Source organism: Trichocoleus sp. FACHB-262, assembly GCF_014696035.1.
Classification (GTDB): Bacteria; Cyanobacteriota; Cyanobacteriia; order FACHB-46; family FACHB-46; genus Trichocoleus.
Genome location: NZ_JACJPK010000066.1, coordinates 39,691 through 57,150, shown reverse-complemented (window position 1 = coordinate 57,150; position 17,460 = coordinate 39,691). Strand labels below are relative to the sequence as shown.

Annotated in this window: 14 protein-coding genes; 8 read left to right on the top strand and 6 right to left on the bottom strand. The window is 49.8% G+C overall.

Annotation, left to right across the window (positions count from 1 at the left end):
- The first annotated feature begins 243 nt into the window (after positions 1–243).
- The 7 genes from H6F68_RS13110 (at position 244) to H6F68_RS13080 (ending at position 10,723) form a co-directional block, all read left to right on the top strand.
- A complete protein-coding gene (locus H6F68_RS13110; RefSeq protein ID WP_190559623.1) occupies positions 244–4,512 on the top strand; it encodes a chemotaxis protein CheB in 4,269 nt (1,422 codons plus the stop codon).
- A 117-nt stretch (positions 4,513–4,629) separates the two neighbouring features.
- Positions 4,630–4,827, top strand: a complete 198-nt coding sequence (locus H6F68_RS13105; RefSeq protein WP_190559620.1) for a hypothetical protein — start codon at positions 4,630–4,632, stop codon at positions 4,825–4,827.
- A 422-nt stretch (positions 4,828–5,249) separates the two neighbouring features.
- Positions 5,250–5,687 (top strand): response regulator, encoded by a 438-nt coding sequence (locus H6F68_RS13100; protein WP_190559618.1) that lies wholly within the window; start codon positions 5,250–5,252, stop codon positions 5,685–5,687.
- A gap of 58 nt (positions 5,688–5,745) precedes the next feature.
- Positions 5,746–6,444 carry a Crp/Fnr family transcriptional regulator gene (locus H6F68_RS13095; protein ID WP_190559616.1) on the top strand — a complete coding sequence of 233 codons (699 nt, stop codon included), beginning with the start codon at positions 5,746–5,748 and terminating at the stop codon, positions 6,442–6,444.
- Between the two features lie 31 nt (positions 6,445–6,475).
- On the top strand, positions 6,476–6,895 hold the full coding sequence (locus H6F68_RS13090) for a response regulator transcription factor (RefSeq protein WP_190559614.1): 420 nt from the start codon (positions 6,476–6,478) through the stop codon (positions 6,893–6,895).
- Between the two features lie 250 nt (positions 6,896–7,145).
- Positions 7,146–7,436 (top strand): helix-turn-helix domain-containing protein, encoded by a 291-nt coding sequence (locus H6F68_RS13085; protein ID WP_190559612.1) that lies wholly within the window; start codon positions 7,146–7,148, stop codon positions 7,434–7,436.
- Positions 7,433–10,723, top strand: coding sequence for a PAS domain S-box protein (locus H6F68_RS13080; protein WP_190559610.1), 3,291 nt, complete (start codon positions 7,433–7,435; stop codon positions 10,721–10,723). The genes H6F68_RS13085 and H6F68_RS13080 overlap by 4 nt, the downstream gene beginning before the upstream one ends.
- A gap of 259 nt (positions 10,724–10,982) precedes the next feature.
- Here the strand turns inward: H6F68_RS13080 and H6F68_RS13075 are convergent, their stop codons facing one another.
- The 6 genes from H6F68_RS13075 to H6F68_RS13055 all read right to left on the bottom strand — a co-directional run bounded on the left by H6F68_RS13075 (position 10,983) and on the right by H6F68_RS13055 (position 16,198).
- Positions 10,983–11,174 (bottom strand): hypothetical protein, encoded by a 192-nt coding sequence (locus H6F68_RS13075; protein WP_190552704.1) that lies wholly within the window; start codon positions 11,172–11,174, stop codon positions 10,983–10,985.
- 277 nt (positions 11,175–11,451) lie between these two features.
- Positions 11,452–12,174 (bottom strand): response regulator transcription factor, encoded by a 723-nt coding sequence (locus H6F68_RS13070; RefSeq protein ID WP_190559608.1) that lies wholly within the window; start codon positions 12,172–12,174, stop codon positions 11,452–11,454.
- Positions 12,175–12,514: 340 nt separating this feature from the next.
- Positions 12,515–13,429, bottom strand: coding sequence for a protein-glutamate O-methyltransferase CheR (locus tag H6F68_RS13065; RefSeq protein ID WP_190559606.1), 915 nt, complete (start codon positions 13,427–13,429; stop codon positions 12,515–12,517).
- Positions 13,430–13,488: 59 nt separating this feature from the next.
- Positions 13,489–13,614: a hypothetical protein gene (locus tag H6F68_RS29380; RefSeq protein WP_277876062.1), complete on the bottom strand. Its 126-nt coding sequence runs from the start codon at positions 13,612–13,614 to the stop codon at positions 13,489–13,491.
- A gap of 882 nt (positions 13,615–14,496) precedes the next feature.
- Entirely contained in the window at positions 14,497–14,742 is a 246-nt protein-coding gene (locus H6F68_RS13060) for a hypothetical protein (protein WP_190559604.1), read from the bottom strand.
- A 766-nt stretch (positions 14,743–15,508) separates the two neighbouring features.
- A complete protein-coding gene (locus H6F68_RS13055; protein ID WP_190559602.1) occupies positions 15,509–16,198 on the bottom strand; it encodes an S-layer homology domain-containing protein in 690 nt (229 codons plus the stop codon).
- Between the two features lie 324 nt (positions 16,199–16,522).
- On the opposite strand from H6F68_RS13055, the gene H6F68_RS13050 reads away from it, so the two are divergent.
- Positions 16,523–17,140 (top strand): hypothetical protein, encoded by a 618-nt coding sequence (locus H6F68_RS13050; protein WP_190559600.1) that lies wholly within the window; start codon positions 16,523–16,525, stop codon positions 17,138–17,140.
- Positions 17,141–17,460: the final 320 nt, after the last annotated feature.

Here is a 17,460-nt window from a genome sequence, read left to right as displayed (position 1 = left end):
TGATGGGGTTCAAGCCTTTCAACAGTGCTAGACGAACCTTAAGCGGGACCGAAGCGATGAATATGATGCGTAAAGGACAGGTTCAAGATGTTGAGAGAGGCGGTGTGCGATCAAAGGCTAAATTACATCTTTGCATGCAAAATTCAATAAATTCGGCAGGATCTATTAAAGCGTTCTAGAGTACGAGTACAGCGGCTGATCGTAAAAATGATAGCTGCCATACTGAGGTGCTCAACTTAACTTATGTCTCCTGACTTTTCTGAGCAACCGACGTTTGAACTGACCGGAGAGGGGTTCGAGGCAGCCTTTCCCATCGTGGGAGTTGCAGCCTCTGCAGGAGGTTTAGCAGCCTTTACCCAGCTGCTTAGCCATTTACCCACCGACACGGGGATGGCGTTTGTGCTGATTCAGCATTTAGCTCCAGATCATGAGAGTTTGCTCACCGAGATTTTGGCTAGAACGACACAGCTGCCAGTCCACGAAGTACAGGACGGCACAACCGTCGAGCCAAACCAGGTTTATGTGATTCCACCCAACACCAAAATGGTTCTCTCTGAAGGGGTGCTGCAACTATCGCCCCGTGAGAAAGTGTTGGGTAAATATATGCCAGGAGATGCCTTTTTTGCCTCGTTGGCAGCGGATCGCGGACATAAAGCGATCGCTGTTGTGTTGTCGGGAGGCGATGGTGACGGTTCTCTGGGATTAAAAGCCATTAAGGCAGCGGGTGGCATCACCTTTGCTCAGTGTGAAGACACGGCCCAATTTGACAGTATGCCCAACACAGCTGTGGCCACGGGGAATGTCGATTTTGTGCTGCCGCCTGCCAAAATTGCTGAGGAACTAGCAAACTTGAGCCGCAACCCGATTATGGCTCGCCTCATGACACCCATTTTGACAGACTTATTACCCCCACCCGCTGACGCCCTAGCGACGATTTTTGCCCTACTACAATCCAAGACGGGTGTTGATTTTAGCCGCTACAAGGCAAACACGGTTGATCGGCGGATTCAGCGACGCATGCTGTTATATAAGCTGGAACGGTTGGAGAACTATGTCACGTACCTGCAAGTGCATCCGGCTGAAATCAAGGCACTGTACGAAGAAATATTAATCCACGTCACCAGTTTTTTCCGCGATCCGGAAGCCTTTGAACTCCTAAAAAAGCGAGTTTTTCCGGCGATTACACAAAACAAGTCTAACGACAGGTCGATTCGGATCTGGATCGCGGGCTGTTCGACGGGCGAGGAAGTTTATTCGATCGCCATCTGCTTGTTGGAGTTTTTGGCAGATCAAAATATCCAACCCCCGATCCAGATTTTTGCCACTGATATCAGCGATGTGGCGATCGACAAAGCCAGGGCAGGCATCTATACAGAAAACCAGATGGTGGACGTGTCAGCCGCGCGTCGTTGTCGCTTTTTCTATGCTTTGGAGGGAGATAGATTTCAAATTAGTAAGGCCGTGCGTGAACTCTGTGTGTTTGCCCATCAAAATTTGGGCAGCGATCCGCCATTCTGTAATCTCGATCTGGTGAGCTGCCGCAATGTGCTGATCTATTTGGGAGATGCGCTGCAAAAGCAAATTATGCCCATTTTTCATTACAGCCTTAACCCGACTGGCTTTCTACTACTCGGTAACTCAGAGAGCACAGGTCAAGCTTCAGACCTGTTTACTTTGGTCGAGAAAAAACACAAACTTTATACTAGGAAGCCAGCTGCAACTCGTTCCACGCTGTCCTTTGCCCCCAGTCGCCATCCGATTGCGAAGGTCAGCGATCGCACTAGCCAAGTTTTAGCAGGTCGCCCACCTCTGCCCGCGCCGACAGAAGAGTTTGACCTCGATCAAAAGATCGATCATCTGATTGCCGAGCATTATGCCCCTGTGGGAGCCGTGCTCGATCAGAAGATGCAGGTGCTGCAACTGCGAGGAGAGGTGGATCGCTACTTGAAACTCGTCTCTGGCGTTGTGAACTTCAACCTCTTCAACTTAGTGAGGGACGGTTTGCTGGTCGAGCTCCGGGCTGCTGTTTACCAAGCGCAACGACAGGAGATGCCCATCACCAGAAATGGGCTCCGCTTAGAAGAAGGCGATCGCTCCAGAGTAGTCAATCTTCAAGTGATTCCCTTTAAGGTGCCGATTGCGGAAGAACGTCGCTTTTTAGTCCTCTTTGAAGACGCACCACCCGCTAGCCCACCGAATTCCGTCAATTCAAATATTCCCCAGGGAGCGCTAGAGCAGGAGAATGCACGACTCAGGCAAGAGCTAGACGCGGCGAATCAGGAACGAGCCGCCACTCAAGAGTATTTGCAGGCCATCATTCAAGAGCAGGAGCATACCAATCAAGACCTCAAAGTTGCCAATGAAGAAATTTTGTCGAGCAATGAGGAGTTGCAAAGCACCAACGAAGAGTTAGAAACGGCCAAAGAAGAAATTCAAGCCACAAATGAAGAACTTAGTACCACGAATGAAGAACTCCGAAGCCGCAATGCAGAAATGCACCAGGTCAACAACGATCTGACCAATTTGTTGGCGAGCATCAACATCCCGATTTTGATGTTGACTCACGACTTACGGGTTCGTCGCTTCACGCCCATGGCACAGCGATTATTCAACTTTATTCCCACCGACACGGGACGACCGTTGAGTGATATTAGAACCAACCTCCAGGTTCCAGACTTAGACCAGCTGATTTTAGAAGTGCTGGAGACGCTCAGCGTCAAGGAACTGGAAGTGCAAACCCAGGAAGATCATTGGTACATGCTGCGGATTCGTCCGTATCGCACTACTGAGAATCAGATCGACGGCGTAGTGTTGGTATTGCTCGATATTGATGCCCTGAAGCGCAGTGCCTCCACGCTAGAAGCAGCCCGGAATTATGCAGAAGCAATTGTAGAAACGGTGCAAGTGCCGCTGCTCGTGCTGGAATCTGATTTTCGGGTAACCCAAGCTAACCGAGCGTTTTATAAAACGTTTCAGATGGTGCCCACCGAAACTGTCCAAGTGCTGCTGTTTGATTTGGGCAACGGTCACTGGAACATCCCCGGATTGCAAGCGCTCCTGGAAGATATTCTGATCAATGATACGAGTCTTCAGAACTTTGAAGTGAAGCATGATTTTGAGCGGATTGGGCTCAAAGTCATGTTGCTCAATGGTTGGAAGATTGTTCAAGACGGGGAAGCTCAACAAATTTTGCTGTCGGTTGAAGATATTACCGAGCGTAAGCAGTTTGAAGCCGAACGATCTCAGCTCCTGAACCAAGAACAGTCCGCCCGTCAAGAAGCAGAGGCTGCGAACCGAGCGAAAGATGAATTTTTATCTAACCTCTCCCATGAACTCCGCAACCCCCTAAATACCATGCTGGGTTGGGCGCAAGTTCTTCGCAATCGCCAGCTAGACCAGGCAACCGTCACTCGTGCTCTAGAAGTGATAGAGCGAAGCGCGAGATCCCAATCTCAACTGATTGAGGACATGCTGGATATTTCGCGGATTACTAGCGGCAAACTGCACCTTAAAACCCAGTCGCTGGATCTGGTCTCTGTCGTGGGTGGGGCGATCGAATCTGTCCAACTTACCGCAGAAGGGAAAGCGATTCAAATCGTGTCGCAGTTAAACGCTGCCACCATTCTGGGCGATCGCGGGCGCTTGCAGCAAGTGTTGTGGAATTTGCTAGCGAACGCCATCAAGTTTACGCCCTCTGGGGGCCAGGTAAAAATTAAGTTAGCACCTGTGCAGACTCATGCCGAGATTCAAGTCAGCGATACGGGACAGGGCATTGAGGCAGAATTGCTACCCTACGTTTTTGAGCGCTTTCGTCAAGGAGATGCCAGCACGACCAAAGGCAGCCAAGGACTAGGTTTGGGCTTGGCGATTGTCCGCCATATCGTAGAGTTGCATGGCGGCACAGTGCAAGCCGAGAGCGCTGGCAAAGGACAAGGAACCACGATGACTGTGAGGTTGCCTCTGCAAACGACGATTTCTTTCGGGAACCAAGTAACATCACCTGAAGCACGTCTGATGCCCTTGGAATTGACTTCGTCGAGCTACTCAGAACCGACAGTCGCGGAGCCTTCAGCCGCTATAAACCAAGAAGTTCTTTCGCTGGCAGGCTTACACGTTTTGGTCGTGGATGACGAAGTAGATATCCTTGACTTAATGAAATACCTGTTGGAAGGCGTAGGGGCACAAGTCGTGGGAGTGACTTCGGTCCAAGAGGCAATCTCGCTTCTAGTTGCCTACTCTAGTGGATATGATGTACTCCTAGCAGATATCGGCATGCCAGAGGAAGATGGGTTCTCCCTAATTCGTCAGGTAAGGGGGCTAGATGCGGCTAGTGGAGGCCAGATTCCGGCAGCCGCCATTACTGCCTATGTCAGCGACCGAGAGCGGCAACAGGCGCTCGATGCTGGGTTTCAAATGCACTTAGCGAAACCTGTGGACTCGACCCAATTGATCTCGATGGTGGCGAGTTTGGCTGGACGAGTCTTGAGCTTGAAACATAAACAAAGCTGCTAAGCGCCTTTGTAGCGAATGCTACTTAGTAAAATTTCACTCGGCTCCTTTGAGGGGTGTACAAGCTAAAAATTCCTGCCATTATGAGTTCAGATAGTTCCTCAGCCCGGTTACTCAAGCATGACTCACGCTAAAAGGTTTGAGGAATTGCTCGCAGAGCGTACCCAAACGCTCAACACGATGCGAGCCGCGATCGAGCGCATCCGCTACTTAATTGACCTGATCGCTGTACAAATCAAAGTGGAGCGGCAGTACTCCAACACTTGCTCTGAGTTGCAGTCCCCTACAGCGGAACTGGATGATCAGAGCAACGGTTAAGCTCAAAAGTTTTGCCGTAACGTTTGAGAGCTGACAGGTTAGTAAACGAGAATCCTGTCCTACGGCAAACAGTCATAAAGCGGGAGATCGACGCAGCCCTTGCCTGTGAGTGAAGACTGTGACCATTGATTCTGAGATGTGTTCTACAAAGGGCCTCTCCCGCAAACTGTTTAAGGCTTTTATGACCGCTAAAAATCAAGTACTGACACTGTTGGCGAATTATTTCCTTATGGTTGAACTACCTAAAGTGGGGTTGAGCTTCTTCATACAGTACGAAACTGTACTGAACTCTGTCTCTGGATCAACTACCGTGGATCTTAGGTTGAGTCGGTAACGGGTGCTTCCTGCTTATGCCTCAAAGCAAGCATCTGTTACCCCAATTGTGCATGGCCGATTGCCGTAAAAAGGAATGAACTCCTGGCATGTGTGATTCAAATTCACTTCGGAAAGGGCTGCGAGTGCTTGTAGTCGATGGGGATGCTGATTCTAGAGACTTACTGATGGCATTATTTGAGGACTACGAGGTTTCCACAACCACAGCAACCTGCGTTAGCGAAGCTCTCGAAAGTATGCAACAAGCTTGCCCTGACCTCTTAATTAGCGAGATTGTTCTGCCTGGTGAAGATGGATACTCACTCATGAGCCAAGTAAAAGCTTGGAAAACTACACAACGCACCCGAATTCCGGCGATCGCCCTGACCGTATGCGCTGAAGAGAGTGCTCAGAGGCGAGCGATCGCCGCTGGGTTTTGCCAGCACTTACCCAAACCGTTAGACATTGATGAGTTAATTGCCACCATGGCCTGCCTGACCCAGGAAACACAAGAGACGGCAGAAACTGCCTCTTACGCGAAACTTTAACCTTTCATCCTGAGACGTGTTCTATAAAGAGCCTCTCCCATAACCCTCTGAGGCTTTTATGACCGCTGAAAATCAAATACTGGCTGCGCTCTCCGCTGAGGTGCTCGATCGCCTGAGGCCGCATCTGAAGCGGGTTACATTAGCTCAGAATGAAATCGTGCACCGTGCTGGTGAGCCCTTATCTCATCTCTACTTCCCGCTCGACTGCCTCTTCTCTATCACCCTCACCATGCAAGATGGGGCGATGTCAGAGGTCGGGATTATTGGGAATCGGGAAGTGCTGGGCATTAATACCCTGATGGGCAATAGCGAAAACACTCAAACCGAGTACCTCGTCCAAGGGGCAGGGAGTGCCATGAAAATTGACGCTCAGGTCATGCAGCAGGAGTTCAAGCGCTATGGTGAACTGCACGACCTGCTTCTACGCTATAGCCAGGCGTTTCTGGCACAGGTCTCTCAAACGGCGGCTTGCAACTCTCTGCACACCCTAGAACAGCGCCTACCGCGTTGGCTCCTGGAAGCCCAAGCGCGAGTTGACTCGGACCACCTGCCGCTGACGCAGGAGTTTATTGCCATGATGCTGGGTGTGCGGCGCGCCGGGGTGACGCAGACAGCCCAAAAGCTGCAAGAGCGAAAACTGATTCGATATCAGCGGGGGGATGTCCAAATTCTCAATCAAGGTGGGCTAGAGGCTTCTGCTTGCGAATGCTTCAAAAGAACTAGAGCAGAATACGATCGCTTGTTGGGTAGAAAATAACCGTCACCTCATTGCACTTTGCATCATTTCAATGACTCCTAGCCAAAACGATGAATCCACGAGCCGCCTATCTCCGCGCATTTTTGTGCTTGAACCAGATGACGAGGTTCGACCCTTGCTGAAGCAGAACCTCCAGACATGGGGCTATCACGTCACCCTAGCAATCGATGAAGCCGACGCTCTGCAACGAGTGGAGGGAGGACGCGATCGCTTTGACCTGATATTGCTCAATCAATACAACCAATCGATTGAGCAGTGTATCACCATTGGGCAGCAGATTCGCCAACACACGGTTCTGGATAGCCGGGCTCCGATTGTCATCTTGGCGGAGCGTTATGGGCCAGACCTCGAGGGTCAAGACATCCGGGTGGGTGACAATGAGTATGTGTCTTATCTGGAGGATGGGCAACAGCTGAAGCTAATCCTCCAACGATTGTGCCCAGTCTATTGAGGCTAGCTTTGCTTCACCAACAGAACAGCAGTGGTGCGAGGAACAGCAGGATTTGAGAGAGGCTCTTGATACCTTGCGTGAGGCTAATTAGCTCAAATTAGCGAAGCTGCATCCCATCCATGTCCTGACAGGCATTCTATTTGTCAATGAGGAGCTGGCTGTATTTAGGAACTCCCATCGTAAGAGGGAGGGTTTTTGACTAGAACTAGCTAAAGCTCATAAACAAAGGCCTTTATAAACTGTGAGCGCTGTGGCTTTTCATCAGGAATATTTAGGGGTCGAACAACCTGCCATTGGTCAACTGATTCGGGAACTGCGGCAAACCTTGAAGCTGACCCAGGAGAAGTTTGCGGCTCAGCTTGGAGTCAGCTTCCCTACCATCAATCGTTGGGAAAACGGACATGCTACCCCTTCTCCCTTAGCACTCAGACAAATTGAACTCTTGCTAAACCAGTTGGTTGAGTCACCTGATGGAGCTTTACGGGAATGCAGTCAGGCAATCCAAGGAAAATACCTTCCCTCAAGGAAGCTAAAAGCATGAGGGGAGAGGAACACCCGGAGATGCCCAAAAATCCCTTTGGAGGTGGTGAGGTAGAAACAGTCCTAAGCTCGTATGACTGGTCGCAAACACCGCTGGGCGGGATCGAAACCTGGTCAGAGAGTTTGAAAACAGCGGTGCAGAGTCAGTTGGCTGAACTCAATCCAGCTCAAAAATCTGAACAGGTGCAGCAAGCATCGGTACCGTCGCAAAAGTGCATCCAAACGGATGCACTGCTCGACTCCGCAGCAAAATACCAGACGTTATTTGAGTCAATCGATCAAGGCTTTGGCATCTGTGAAATGCTATTTGATGAAAACGGTAAACCCGTTGATTACCGCTTTCTTGAAGTGAATCCAGTGTTTGAACACCTCACCGGATTGAAGCGAGCTACAGGAAAACGGATGCGGGAACTCGCTCCCAACCTTGAGGCTTACTGGGTTGAAATCTATGGCAGAGTCGTACAAAGTAGGGAATCTGCTCGATTCGAGAATTACGCAAGTGCTCTACATCGTTGGTTTGATGTCAACGCTTTTTGCATCGGTGAGCCGCAAGACAATAAGTTTGCCGTTTTGTTTACCAACATCACTGAACGCAAAAAAGTTGAGCAGGAACGCGATCGCTTTCTTGCCGTCGGGTCAGATTTGCAGGTGATTATGAGCAGCCACGGGTATTTCCACTGGGTCAGCCCGGCTTTTGGGCGTATTCTCGGCTGGACACCTGAGGAAATGACATCTCGCCCCTGGACTAATTTCCTGCATCCAGACGATATCCTCGCCTCTGTCGCGGAAAGCGTCAGCGTGTTGTCTGGCTCCGAAACGTTTGCCTTTGAAAACCGTTATCGGCACAAAGACGGCTCCTACCGCTGGTTGCTTTGGAGAGCGCAGCCCCACTTGGAGGAACAAGTGCTTTATGCAACAGCGGTAGATATTACCAAGCGTAAACAGACAGAAGCCGCTCTGCGTCAATCTGAAGAACACTATCGTCGGTTGTTCGAGTCGATCGACGAAGGCTTTTGCACGGTTGAAGTGCTATTCGATGCCGAGGGCAAGCCGTTTGATCACCGCGTTTTGCAAGCGAATCCAGCCTTTGAGCGGCAGACTGGGATTGCCAACCCAGAGGGCAAAACAGCAAGTGAATTCGTACCGGGGCTGGAACAGTATTGGAATGACCTTTACGCCCAAGTCATTCACACAGGTGAGTCTATCCGCACTGAAGAGCGAATAGACGCGCTCGATCGCTGGCTCGACGTTTTGGTGTCGCGGGTCGGTGATGCCACAATGCGTCAGGTAGCGGTCATCTTTACCGACATTAGCGAACGCAAACAAACCGAAGCCACGCTGCGTGAGAGCGAGCAACGGTTCCGACTCATGGCCGATGTCGTCCCGCAAATCGTTTGGATTACGGATACCCAAGGGCAGCTTGAGTTCTTCAACAAGCAATGGAGCGACTATACAGGCGTTCCTTACGAACCGATGGCAGCAGCCGAGGCCGTGGCTAGCTTTGTGCACCCAGACGATGGCGATCACTCAATGGCGGCGTTTAACGCAGCGCTACGCATCGGCAGCGTGTTCTCGGTCGAACAGCGGATTCGCTCTGCAACGGGCAGCTATCGCTGGTTTCTGGTGCGCGCTGAGCCTTACCGAGACCCGCAAACAGGCGAGATCATCCGTTGGTTCGGTGCCTCGGTGGATATCCACGAGCGCAAGCAGGCAGAAGCTACCCTTTTGCAACGGGAAGCGCAATTTCGCCAGCTCGCGGATGCTATGCCGCAACAGGTTTGGATCACTGATGCTCAAGGCAACACGCAGTATGTGAACCAGCAATGGACAACTTACACCGGGCTGACTCTAGAGCAGACTCAAGACATCCACTGTGCCACTCAAATGATTCATCCTGATGACTTTGAGGCCACGATCGCTCTGTGGCAGATGGCGCTGGCGACAGGGGCACCCTATCAAGCTGAATTTCGCTTGAAACATGGAGTGGCTCAGACCTATCATTGGTTTCTCGCGCGGGCGATCGCCATTCGGGACGACCAGGGACAAATTGTGCAGTGGTTTGGCACAAGCACAGACATCGAAGAGTTTAGACGCGCCCAAGCTGAGCGAGAACAACTCTTACAGCGAGAACAAACTGCCCGAGAAATCGCTGAGAACGCCAATCGGATCAAAGATGAATTTCTGGCGGTGCTGTCCCATGAGTTGCGATCGCCCCTCAACCCGATCCTGGGCTGGGTACAGTTGCTGCGAACTGGCAAACTCGACGCAGCCCGCCAAGCGAATGCACTGGTGACGATCGAGCGCAATGCCAAACTGCAATCGCAGCTCATCGAAGATTTGCTCGACATCTCCCGCATCATGCAGGGCAAGCTGAGCTTAACTCCCACTCCCACCAGTTTGGCGTTTGTGATTTCTGCGGCAGTCGAAACCGTGCGCTTGGCAGCAGACGCCAAGCAGATTGCGATCGGGCTTGACCTCGACCTCGATACCGCCCCCATCTTTGGCGATGCAGCTCGCCTCCAGCAAGTGGTCTGGAACTTGCTGACGAATGCCGTTAAGTTCACGCCTCACGGCGGCCAAGTGACGGTTGAGCTGACGCAACTCGCTGGCTTGGCTCAGATTCGGGTGAGAGATACCGGCATTGGCATCAAGCCTCAATTTCTTCCTGATGTATTTGAGTATTTTCGGCAAGAAGACGGCTCCACTACCCGCAAATTTGGGGGCTTGGGTCTGGGTCTAGCGATCGTCCGGCAAATTGTGGAACTGCACGGCGGCACGGTCAAGGTAGAGAGTGAGGGTGAGCATCAAGGTGCAATCTTTATCGTGCAGTTACCGGCTATGCAGCAGGAAATGCCGAGCATAGCTGGGTCAATCCACATTCAACCAGGCTCAGAAAGGCTCTTAGACAACATTCAAATTTTGCTAGTGGATGACGATATGGATACCCGCGAATTTGAGGCTTTTCTGCTAGAACAACGGGGGGCAAAAGTAACAGCTGTTGCTTCTGGTCTAGAAGCATTGCAAGCGTTGGAGCAGTTTATGCCAAATGTGATTGTCAGCGATATTGGCATGGCAGAAATGGATGGCTACACACTCATGCAACAGATTCGCTCCCGTCCACCCGGTCAGGGCGGTACGGTTCCAGCGATCGCCCTGACGGCTTATGCCGCAGATATTGACCAAAGAAGAGCCATGCAAGCTGGCTTTCAGAGGCACCTGACGAAACCTTTGGAGATAGAACGATTCGTAAGCGAGATCATCAACTTGCTCAAACCAAACCGAGTCTAGAAAGCTCTAAGGTAGCGAAGATACCATTAGCTCATGTAGTACGAATCATGTGTGATCCACTGCTTCAATTGAGAGACGTGTGCTTCTCCCTAACTTTGGATCACCAACCCACGCGGACCCTAATGGAATTTGAGAGTTCTGGGTCACAGCTCTGCAGCTACTTGCAGCTACCTAAGAGGCGATCGCCAGAAGCAGAGAACTACAGGCTACAAGTCAAAGGTTACAGGCTAGTAAAGAGTAACTTTAGTTGCAAAGCTTCCTAATGAATCAGCAATTGGCTTTCAGCTAGTAACAGCTGGCTCTGGTTTCGACTGGAACGACATTGATTCTGGATAGCTAGACAGTTAGCACGCCGTCGCTGAGCTCTAGCTCGCCCGACTTCACTCCAAGCTCGTAAAGCTTTGCTCTCTTGCCGCAAAGCTTGACTGATAGTAACTGGGTGCTCAGTCATTTGCATTCCACCTAAAAACTAAAGCCTAGAGTCAAGCTTATCTATTTCTAACTAGGCTCAACCCAAATAATGTGTAAACGTAATCCTCATCAAAGGCAACTTAGAAACTGAGAGCCGCGATCGGTATCAGCTAGTCATAGAGCGCTGAACGAATCAGCACTGAATCATTCACTCTTTGAGGTTCTTCCGGCAGCTCTGCTAGTTCAGTGGCGATCACTGCCATCCGACTCCGCTACAGCAGCGCTACAAGGTCACGAAAAACTACGCAGAGTTAGGCTCAAGAGACCAAGCCACCGCGTAAGGCTCTCACGGCTGCCTGGGTGCGGTCCTCGGCACAAAGCTTGTTGAGAATGTTGCGGACATGAGTTTTGACAGTCCCGACCGTGATGTAACAGCGGGCGGCGATCTCAGCATTGGAACATCCGTCGACAATTAATTTGAGGACATCGAGCTCTCGACTCGTCAGTGGAGCTGCTGTGATCACGCTGGTATACTCCTCGTCCATCGCGATCGCTCTAGAGCCCAGATCAGCAGTGGTTTCCTGAGCTGCCTGCATGTTGTTGTTGTGCTTTAAGATGATGCGGGCAATGGAGGGGTCAATCCAGTGGTTACCGTTATAAGTACTTTTGACGGCTTCGAGCAAATGAGTTGTACTCACATTTTTCATGCAGTAGGAATCTGCTCCAGCTCCAAAAGCGGCTAAGACTGCGGCTTCATCATCCTGCATCGTTAACATGATGACTTTCGTGGGGGCAGCTTCAGCATGATTCTCACTCCACCATTGCTTGAATCGACGAGTCACCTCAATGCCATTGAGACCAGGCATCTCAATATCGACCAAGGCAACATCGGGTTGAGTCTCCATGAGTAAGGTCAAGCCATCTGGACCATTTGCTGCTTCCCCGACTACCTCGAGTCCCTCGTGAAGGCTGAACATGGCACGGAGCCCTGCACGAGTCAGGTCGTGGTCTTCAATCAGAGCAACTCGAATCCGGGTCATGAGGGTAGCCTCTTGAGAATGTAACTTTTCAACGGTCTCAACAATCGTTGTAGTAGCAACTTTACTGGCAAGATTGTCGGCCTGGCTTGATGATTCCAGAATTCTTAATGTGCCGCAGTTTGTAGAATCAGGCTTAATTTACCTGTCCCAGGAAACGACTTGGGCTGGACTTCCGATCGCCCCCTCCAGTTGCCTCTCCGACACGTCAAGATACCTCTGAAGGGCCTGCAAGCTACGGTGCCCGGATCCCTCTCACCCGCAGCGGCACCCCCGCGCTACTCATTCGGGTTAGAGCAGTTCTTCTAAAGCTGTGGGTACTGACTCCTACCCGCCCCAGGGTTTATGCTCGCTTGAGCCCTTGGATTAGCAGGTCCGGGGTGAGGGAAGACTTCTCTACTTTGCGAAACATGTGATGCTGCACGCTTAGCAACTTGAACAATCGATCCGCCTGGGGCAACAACTCTGAACTTCCCAGGAAGAGCACCCCTGCATGGTTCAGGCTGAAGTAAAAGCGCACCAGCGTCTTCATTTGCCCATCCTGATTGAAATAAATCAGGGCGTTCCGACACACAAGTAGGTCAATCTGACTCATCGGTGGGTCTTCCAGCAGATTATGTCGCAGGAAGAGTAGCGGCGACCGCAGCTCTGAACAGACGCTGTAGTAGTTGCCTATTGGCTTGAAATAGCGCTCTCGTAAGGCGATCGGCACATTAGCCATCTTCATTGCCGAGTAATGCCCCTGCCGAGCTTGGTGGAGTGCGTTGGCATCAATATCAGAGGCAAAGAGGCGGACTCGCTTCTGGTACTGCTCTATTCCTAACGCTTCCGCAAGCGCGATCGCCAGAGAGTAAGGTTCTTCTCCAGAAGCACATCCCGCGCTCCACACTCGGATGGGTGCATCCGCTGACTTCTGGCGTAGGATGCGAGGAATGATGTCAGCGACCAGATACTCCCAAGACAGTGTGTCTCTAAAGAACCCCGTGAAGTTAATCCAGAGGGTGTTGATCAAAGGCGTGAACTCATTTGGATTAGCTTGTAGATAAGCCGTGTAATCGCCGTAAGTCCCTATGCCAACCTCGTGCATTCGTAACTGGATTCGGCGCATTAAGCTAGGGGGTTTATAGTCTGTGAAGTCAAACCCGTGGTTCTGCCTGAGGTAGGTGAGTAATTCATCGAAAGCAGGATCACGCTCTGGATGACTTGCTGAAGGTTGCCGCGACTCTAGGGGCTGTGACTGCGTTTGACGTGGATGCATTTCTTAGGAGAGAAGATTGCGCCGCAACCTTTCAACCCTCAGCTTAAGGATGCCTCACCCTAGCACTCGAACTCAAAAAATGCTGTTAATTTCGCGGCGATCGCTCCCGCTTTGCCCTTAGCCCAAAAGCTGTCAGAAGGGCTAAAAAGCTGATTCTCTTGTCGCCCTATTCCATTCTCTGCCATCAATTGAACTCAACTCTCTCATTCGTCCATGTGACTTTGTCAAGCTTTGGGTCCGGCGAGGTAGAGAGAGCAGTGACCGTTATCCACCAGTGAAAATCTTGATGGTGCAAGCCGAAAAGACACGTCTGACCAAAGATTGAACGGGCCGCCGTCAAAATACTCTGGGGATTTAGATTTGAACTGATTGTGTCTTGTGGCATTGTCCTTGAGCAAGTGCCCTGTGCAACCAGGCACTGGGCGAGCCCCTGGTGCTCTTACTGTTACTGAAGCTCTAACTTGATACTGCTTCAAGTGAACATATATCCTCAGCAATTCACTAGCCTGCACTGCTGATCTTAGTCAGAGCCGTTCTTCTTGAAGCGATGATGAGGAGGAAGGCGTCCTCTCAGGAGCAGGAACAGAGGCAGCTATGTGCAAAGTTCTTAAACTGACCCACACCTTATACTCATGTCTCATGCAAGTAATGCAAACTTGAGCCCCATGCTCTGCTAGAGCGACCGCTAAGCAAAAGGCTTCTTGCCTATCTTGGGCCTGGTATTGGCCGCAAAGGCGATAGATTTCTTTGTTTGAGCACATCCCTTCACAAACTTCGTTGTGATACCAAAACTTAAACACTTGAACTAAGTCATGAGAAAGTACGAGGGGGTACGTGTCATACCTCTGAGTTGGTCCTTCAATCATTCTTCAAGATTTGCCAGAGTTCTATGAGCATGGCCACCTTAGGGGATCAGCGGATTGTTAAAACACCAACCATTCAGAGAGCTCCTAACCTCAGCCACTCAACTGGGCATTCAGGGTTGTCGCTGCTCCATTGCTTCAGAGTGAGCGTCAGAAGATGTTCCAGCTTCAAACCTATGAAGTCATTCTGCCGCTGCGATCGCCTTAGGCACTCATTGCCAGGTCAGAATAGTAGGGGTGATACCGCAAGCTGAGCTCAGTTTGGCTGAGTAGAATCGTGGTCTCATAGCCAATTCTGCCCATCTCTGGCTCTGGTCCCATTGCCATCTCAACGAGATAGGCCCAGCTATCCGCTTCTGGTTGATAGCTCTTAATAATGCCAACCCCACCCATGAAACTCACGCTCTGACCCTTCCAGAATTGGGGCACTGTTACAACCGTTGTCGCCATGATTACCTCACTCCCACCTTCTAAGTCGTGCCTGCATAGCTAAGGTTGTAGTGCCAAAACCAGCTTTTACTCTCTACCAGTAGTTTCACTTCAGCGAGGGGCATGGCAAGGGATCGTATTTCTGAAGGAGGAACCTGCTGATGTGATTAATTTAACTCTTAGCTGCTTTAACGCTTTAGCCAAAGGAGTTACAGCAGTTATCCTTTAAAGAATTAATTTCACATCTAAAGAAATATCTTCCTTAGTTGAAATGCTCTGAGAACAGAAGCTTTAATACGTTTCGTTTGTGAAATTAACTCTTTGGAGCTGTTGATTAGTTTTTTAATGGACAGTGGAGGAGGCGATCTCGATCGTTGTTTAGGTACTAAGCCATCAAGGGGTATCAAAAAAGGAGTATAAATTAGCGGAGCTGAAACGACCTTAAATCAGGGTGGGAGTCTTGAGTAAAAGCCCTATCAAAAAACGGTCCTTTTTTGATACCCTTGCTGCATGAAGCAAACCATTTGTACCTTATACCTTCGTGTTTCAACTGTCGATAAGGACAAGATACTGATATAGCGATCCTAAGGGGCTCATGAAAATGAGCCATACATAAATACTTTCGGAAACTGGAAAATTTGACAGTGTGTCGCAAACTCAAATAGCCACTTGACGGCTCGGAACGATTTGCACAGCTGGTAAAACTCTCGATGGTAAAACTCTCGAATGAAACGGGCTTGTACCCCCACTGCCGCTATGCATTTTTGCACAGGAGCGATCGCTTGGCTTAGGGAATATAGGGAAACTCGATCGCAGGAGCACTGCCAGTCGCCACCAGACCCTGATAAATTGAGGCGGCCACTTCAGCACGGGTCGCGGCGCGATTGGGATTGAGAACATCAATGTTGGGGTAGTTCACAGTGAGGTCGCGGAAGGTCGCCGCCGCCACGCCATCATGGGCATAAGAAGGAATTGAATCGTAGTCACGGAAGCCACCTGTCACGCTGGCATTGGTTCCACTCGGCTCAAACTGTAGACCGCTCGCCAGAGCGACTAAAACCTGAGCGCGGGGCATGGACTGATCTGGGTTAAAGACATTGCTAGGATAACCACTGAGAAAGCCTTCGGCGTAAGCGGTTTGGATGGCGCTGGCGGCCCAATAGCTGCTGGGCACATCCCGAAAACGAACAGCACTGCGAACAGTCGGTCGGTCGAACGCCTGCCCGACCAAGACGGCAAACTGGGCCCGAGTAATCGGCTCGTCGGGGCGAAAGCTGCCGTCGGCAAAGCCGCGAATCACATCACGATCGACGAGTGCTCGAATGAATTGTGCTGCCCAATAATCTGACGCTACATCTGAAAAAGTGGTTTGCGCTTGAGCCGGAATCTGTCCCATTAGTGAGGACAGCGTTGCAACGGTCAGGCTGAGGGACAGGAATCGAATAAATCGGCTAGAAAATTTAGCTTGAATAGACATAAGTGATGAGTCGATAATGAGGTAGAAATTGGCCCAGAGCGGTGTAATCAAAAGTATCAGAATTTTGTGTAAGGCTTTGACAAGTACTGAGAGAAGCTATAAATTCCTGCTTTGGGGTAGTAGGGGTCCTTCTTGAAATTTAGAGGGATCTCTGCTCGTATCTAGGCAAAGTTTAGGCAAGGTTGTAGAGTGAAGCGCTAAACCGTATATAGATAGAGAGATTTGAGTTTTACTTCTGGGGACTCATAAACCCCTGCCCTATTAAGTTTTCAGCTAATCGTTTTTCACTTTGCATCATGCTGGGCAAGGAGTAGAAGCTTGACTATGCCGTCTATTCAAGAAAAGTTTTTGTTCATTAAAGATGATCTTCTCAAAATCCTCCCCATTATCATTTCCACTATATCTTTGGGGATATCGCTTATTGCATTCTTTAACACGAGGCGAGTTTTTTTGGCAGCGAACTACCCGAAGATTAGAGCAGAGCTAAAACTTCTTAGTCCTAACTGTTTACCTGTGTATGAAATCCATAACGAAAGTGACAAACTCACAGCAAATGATGTTGTGATAGAAATCAGTATTACAAACTGGATGAATCTTAGGCTTTTCAAAAGTAGATGGATTACTTACACTCATGAAAAACTTGCAAGACTTAAGCCATTAGACACTGTTGTACCTTCAGATTTAAGTAGTGATGAGCTGAGCAAGTGGCTTAATGATAGGGAACATAGAACTCTTCCTACTTCGTTAAAAGCTCAAAACGCGTTGTCAATAATTACATTGAAAAAAAAGTCGTATGCTGTTCGGCTAGTTGTAAGCTACACATCAAACATGTTTAGAGCTAATAAAGTTTGTCGGGTAGTCAAGAAATATAGATTAACATTATGTCCTAATTTGGAAGCAATAAACGAAAGAGATAAATTTTATTGGAGACTTAGAGAATAAAGTGTTTCAGCCGACACCGTGTAATTATGCCGAGGACAGGATTTAAGTCTGGCCTCCTACAACACCCCAAAATGTAGGGGATCTCTACTGATATTTAGGCAAAGTTTAGGCAAGCAAAGTAAAGCGCTCTCTACAACCTATAGCTAGAGAGCGCTTTATTATTTTCATGAAAGGACTGCAAATCCTTTGCCCCAAATCAACCTGTAAATATTCGGTCGTTTGTTTTACATCCGCTTCACCTGAACCAAAATGCAGCTTGTAGCGCTCTATAACTGTAAATAAACTCGTTTCCAAATCAACGTTTCAATTCTTCGCACGAT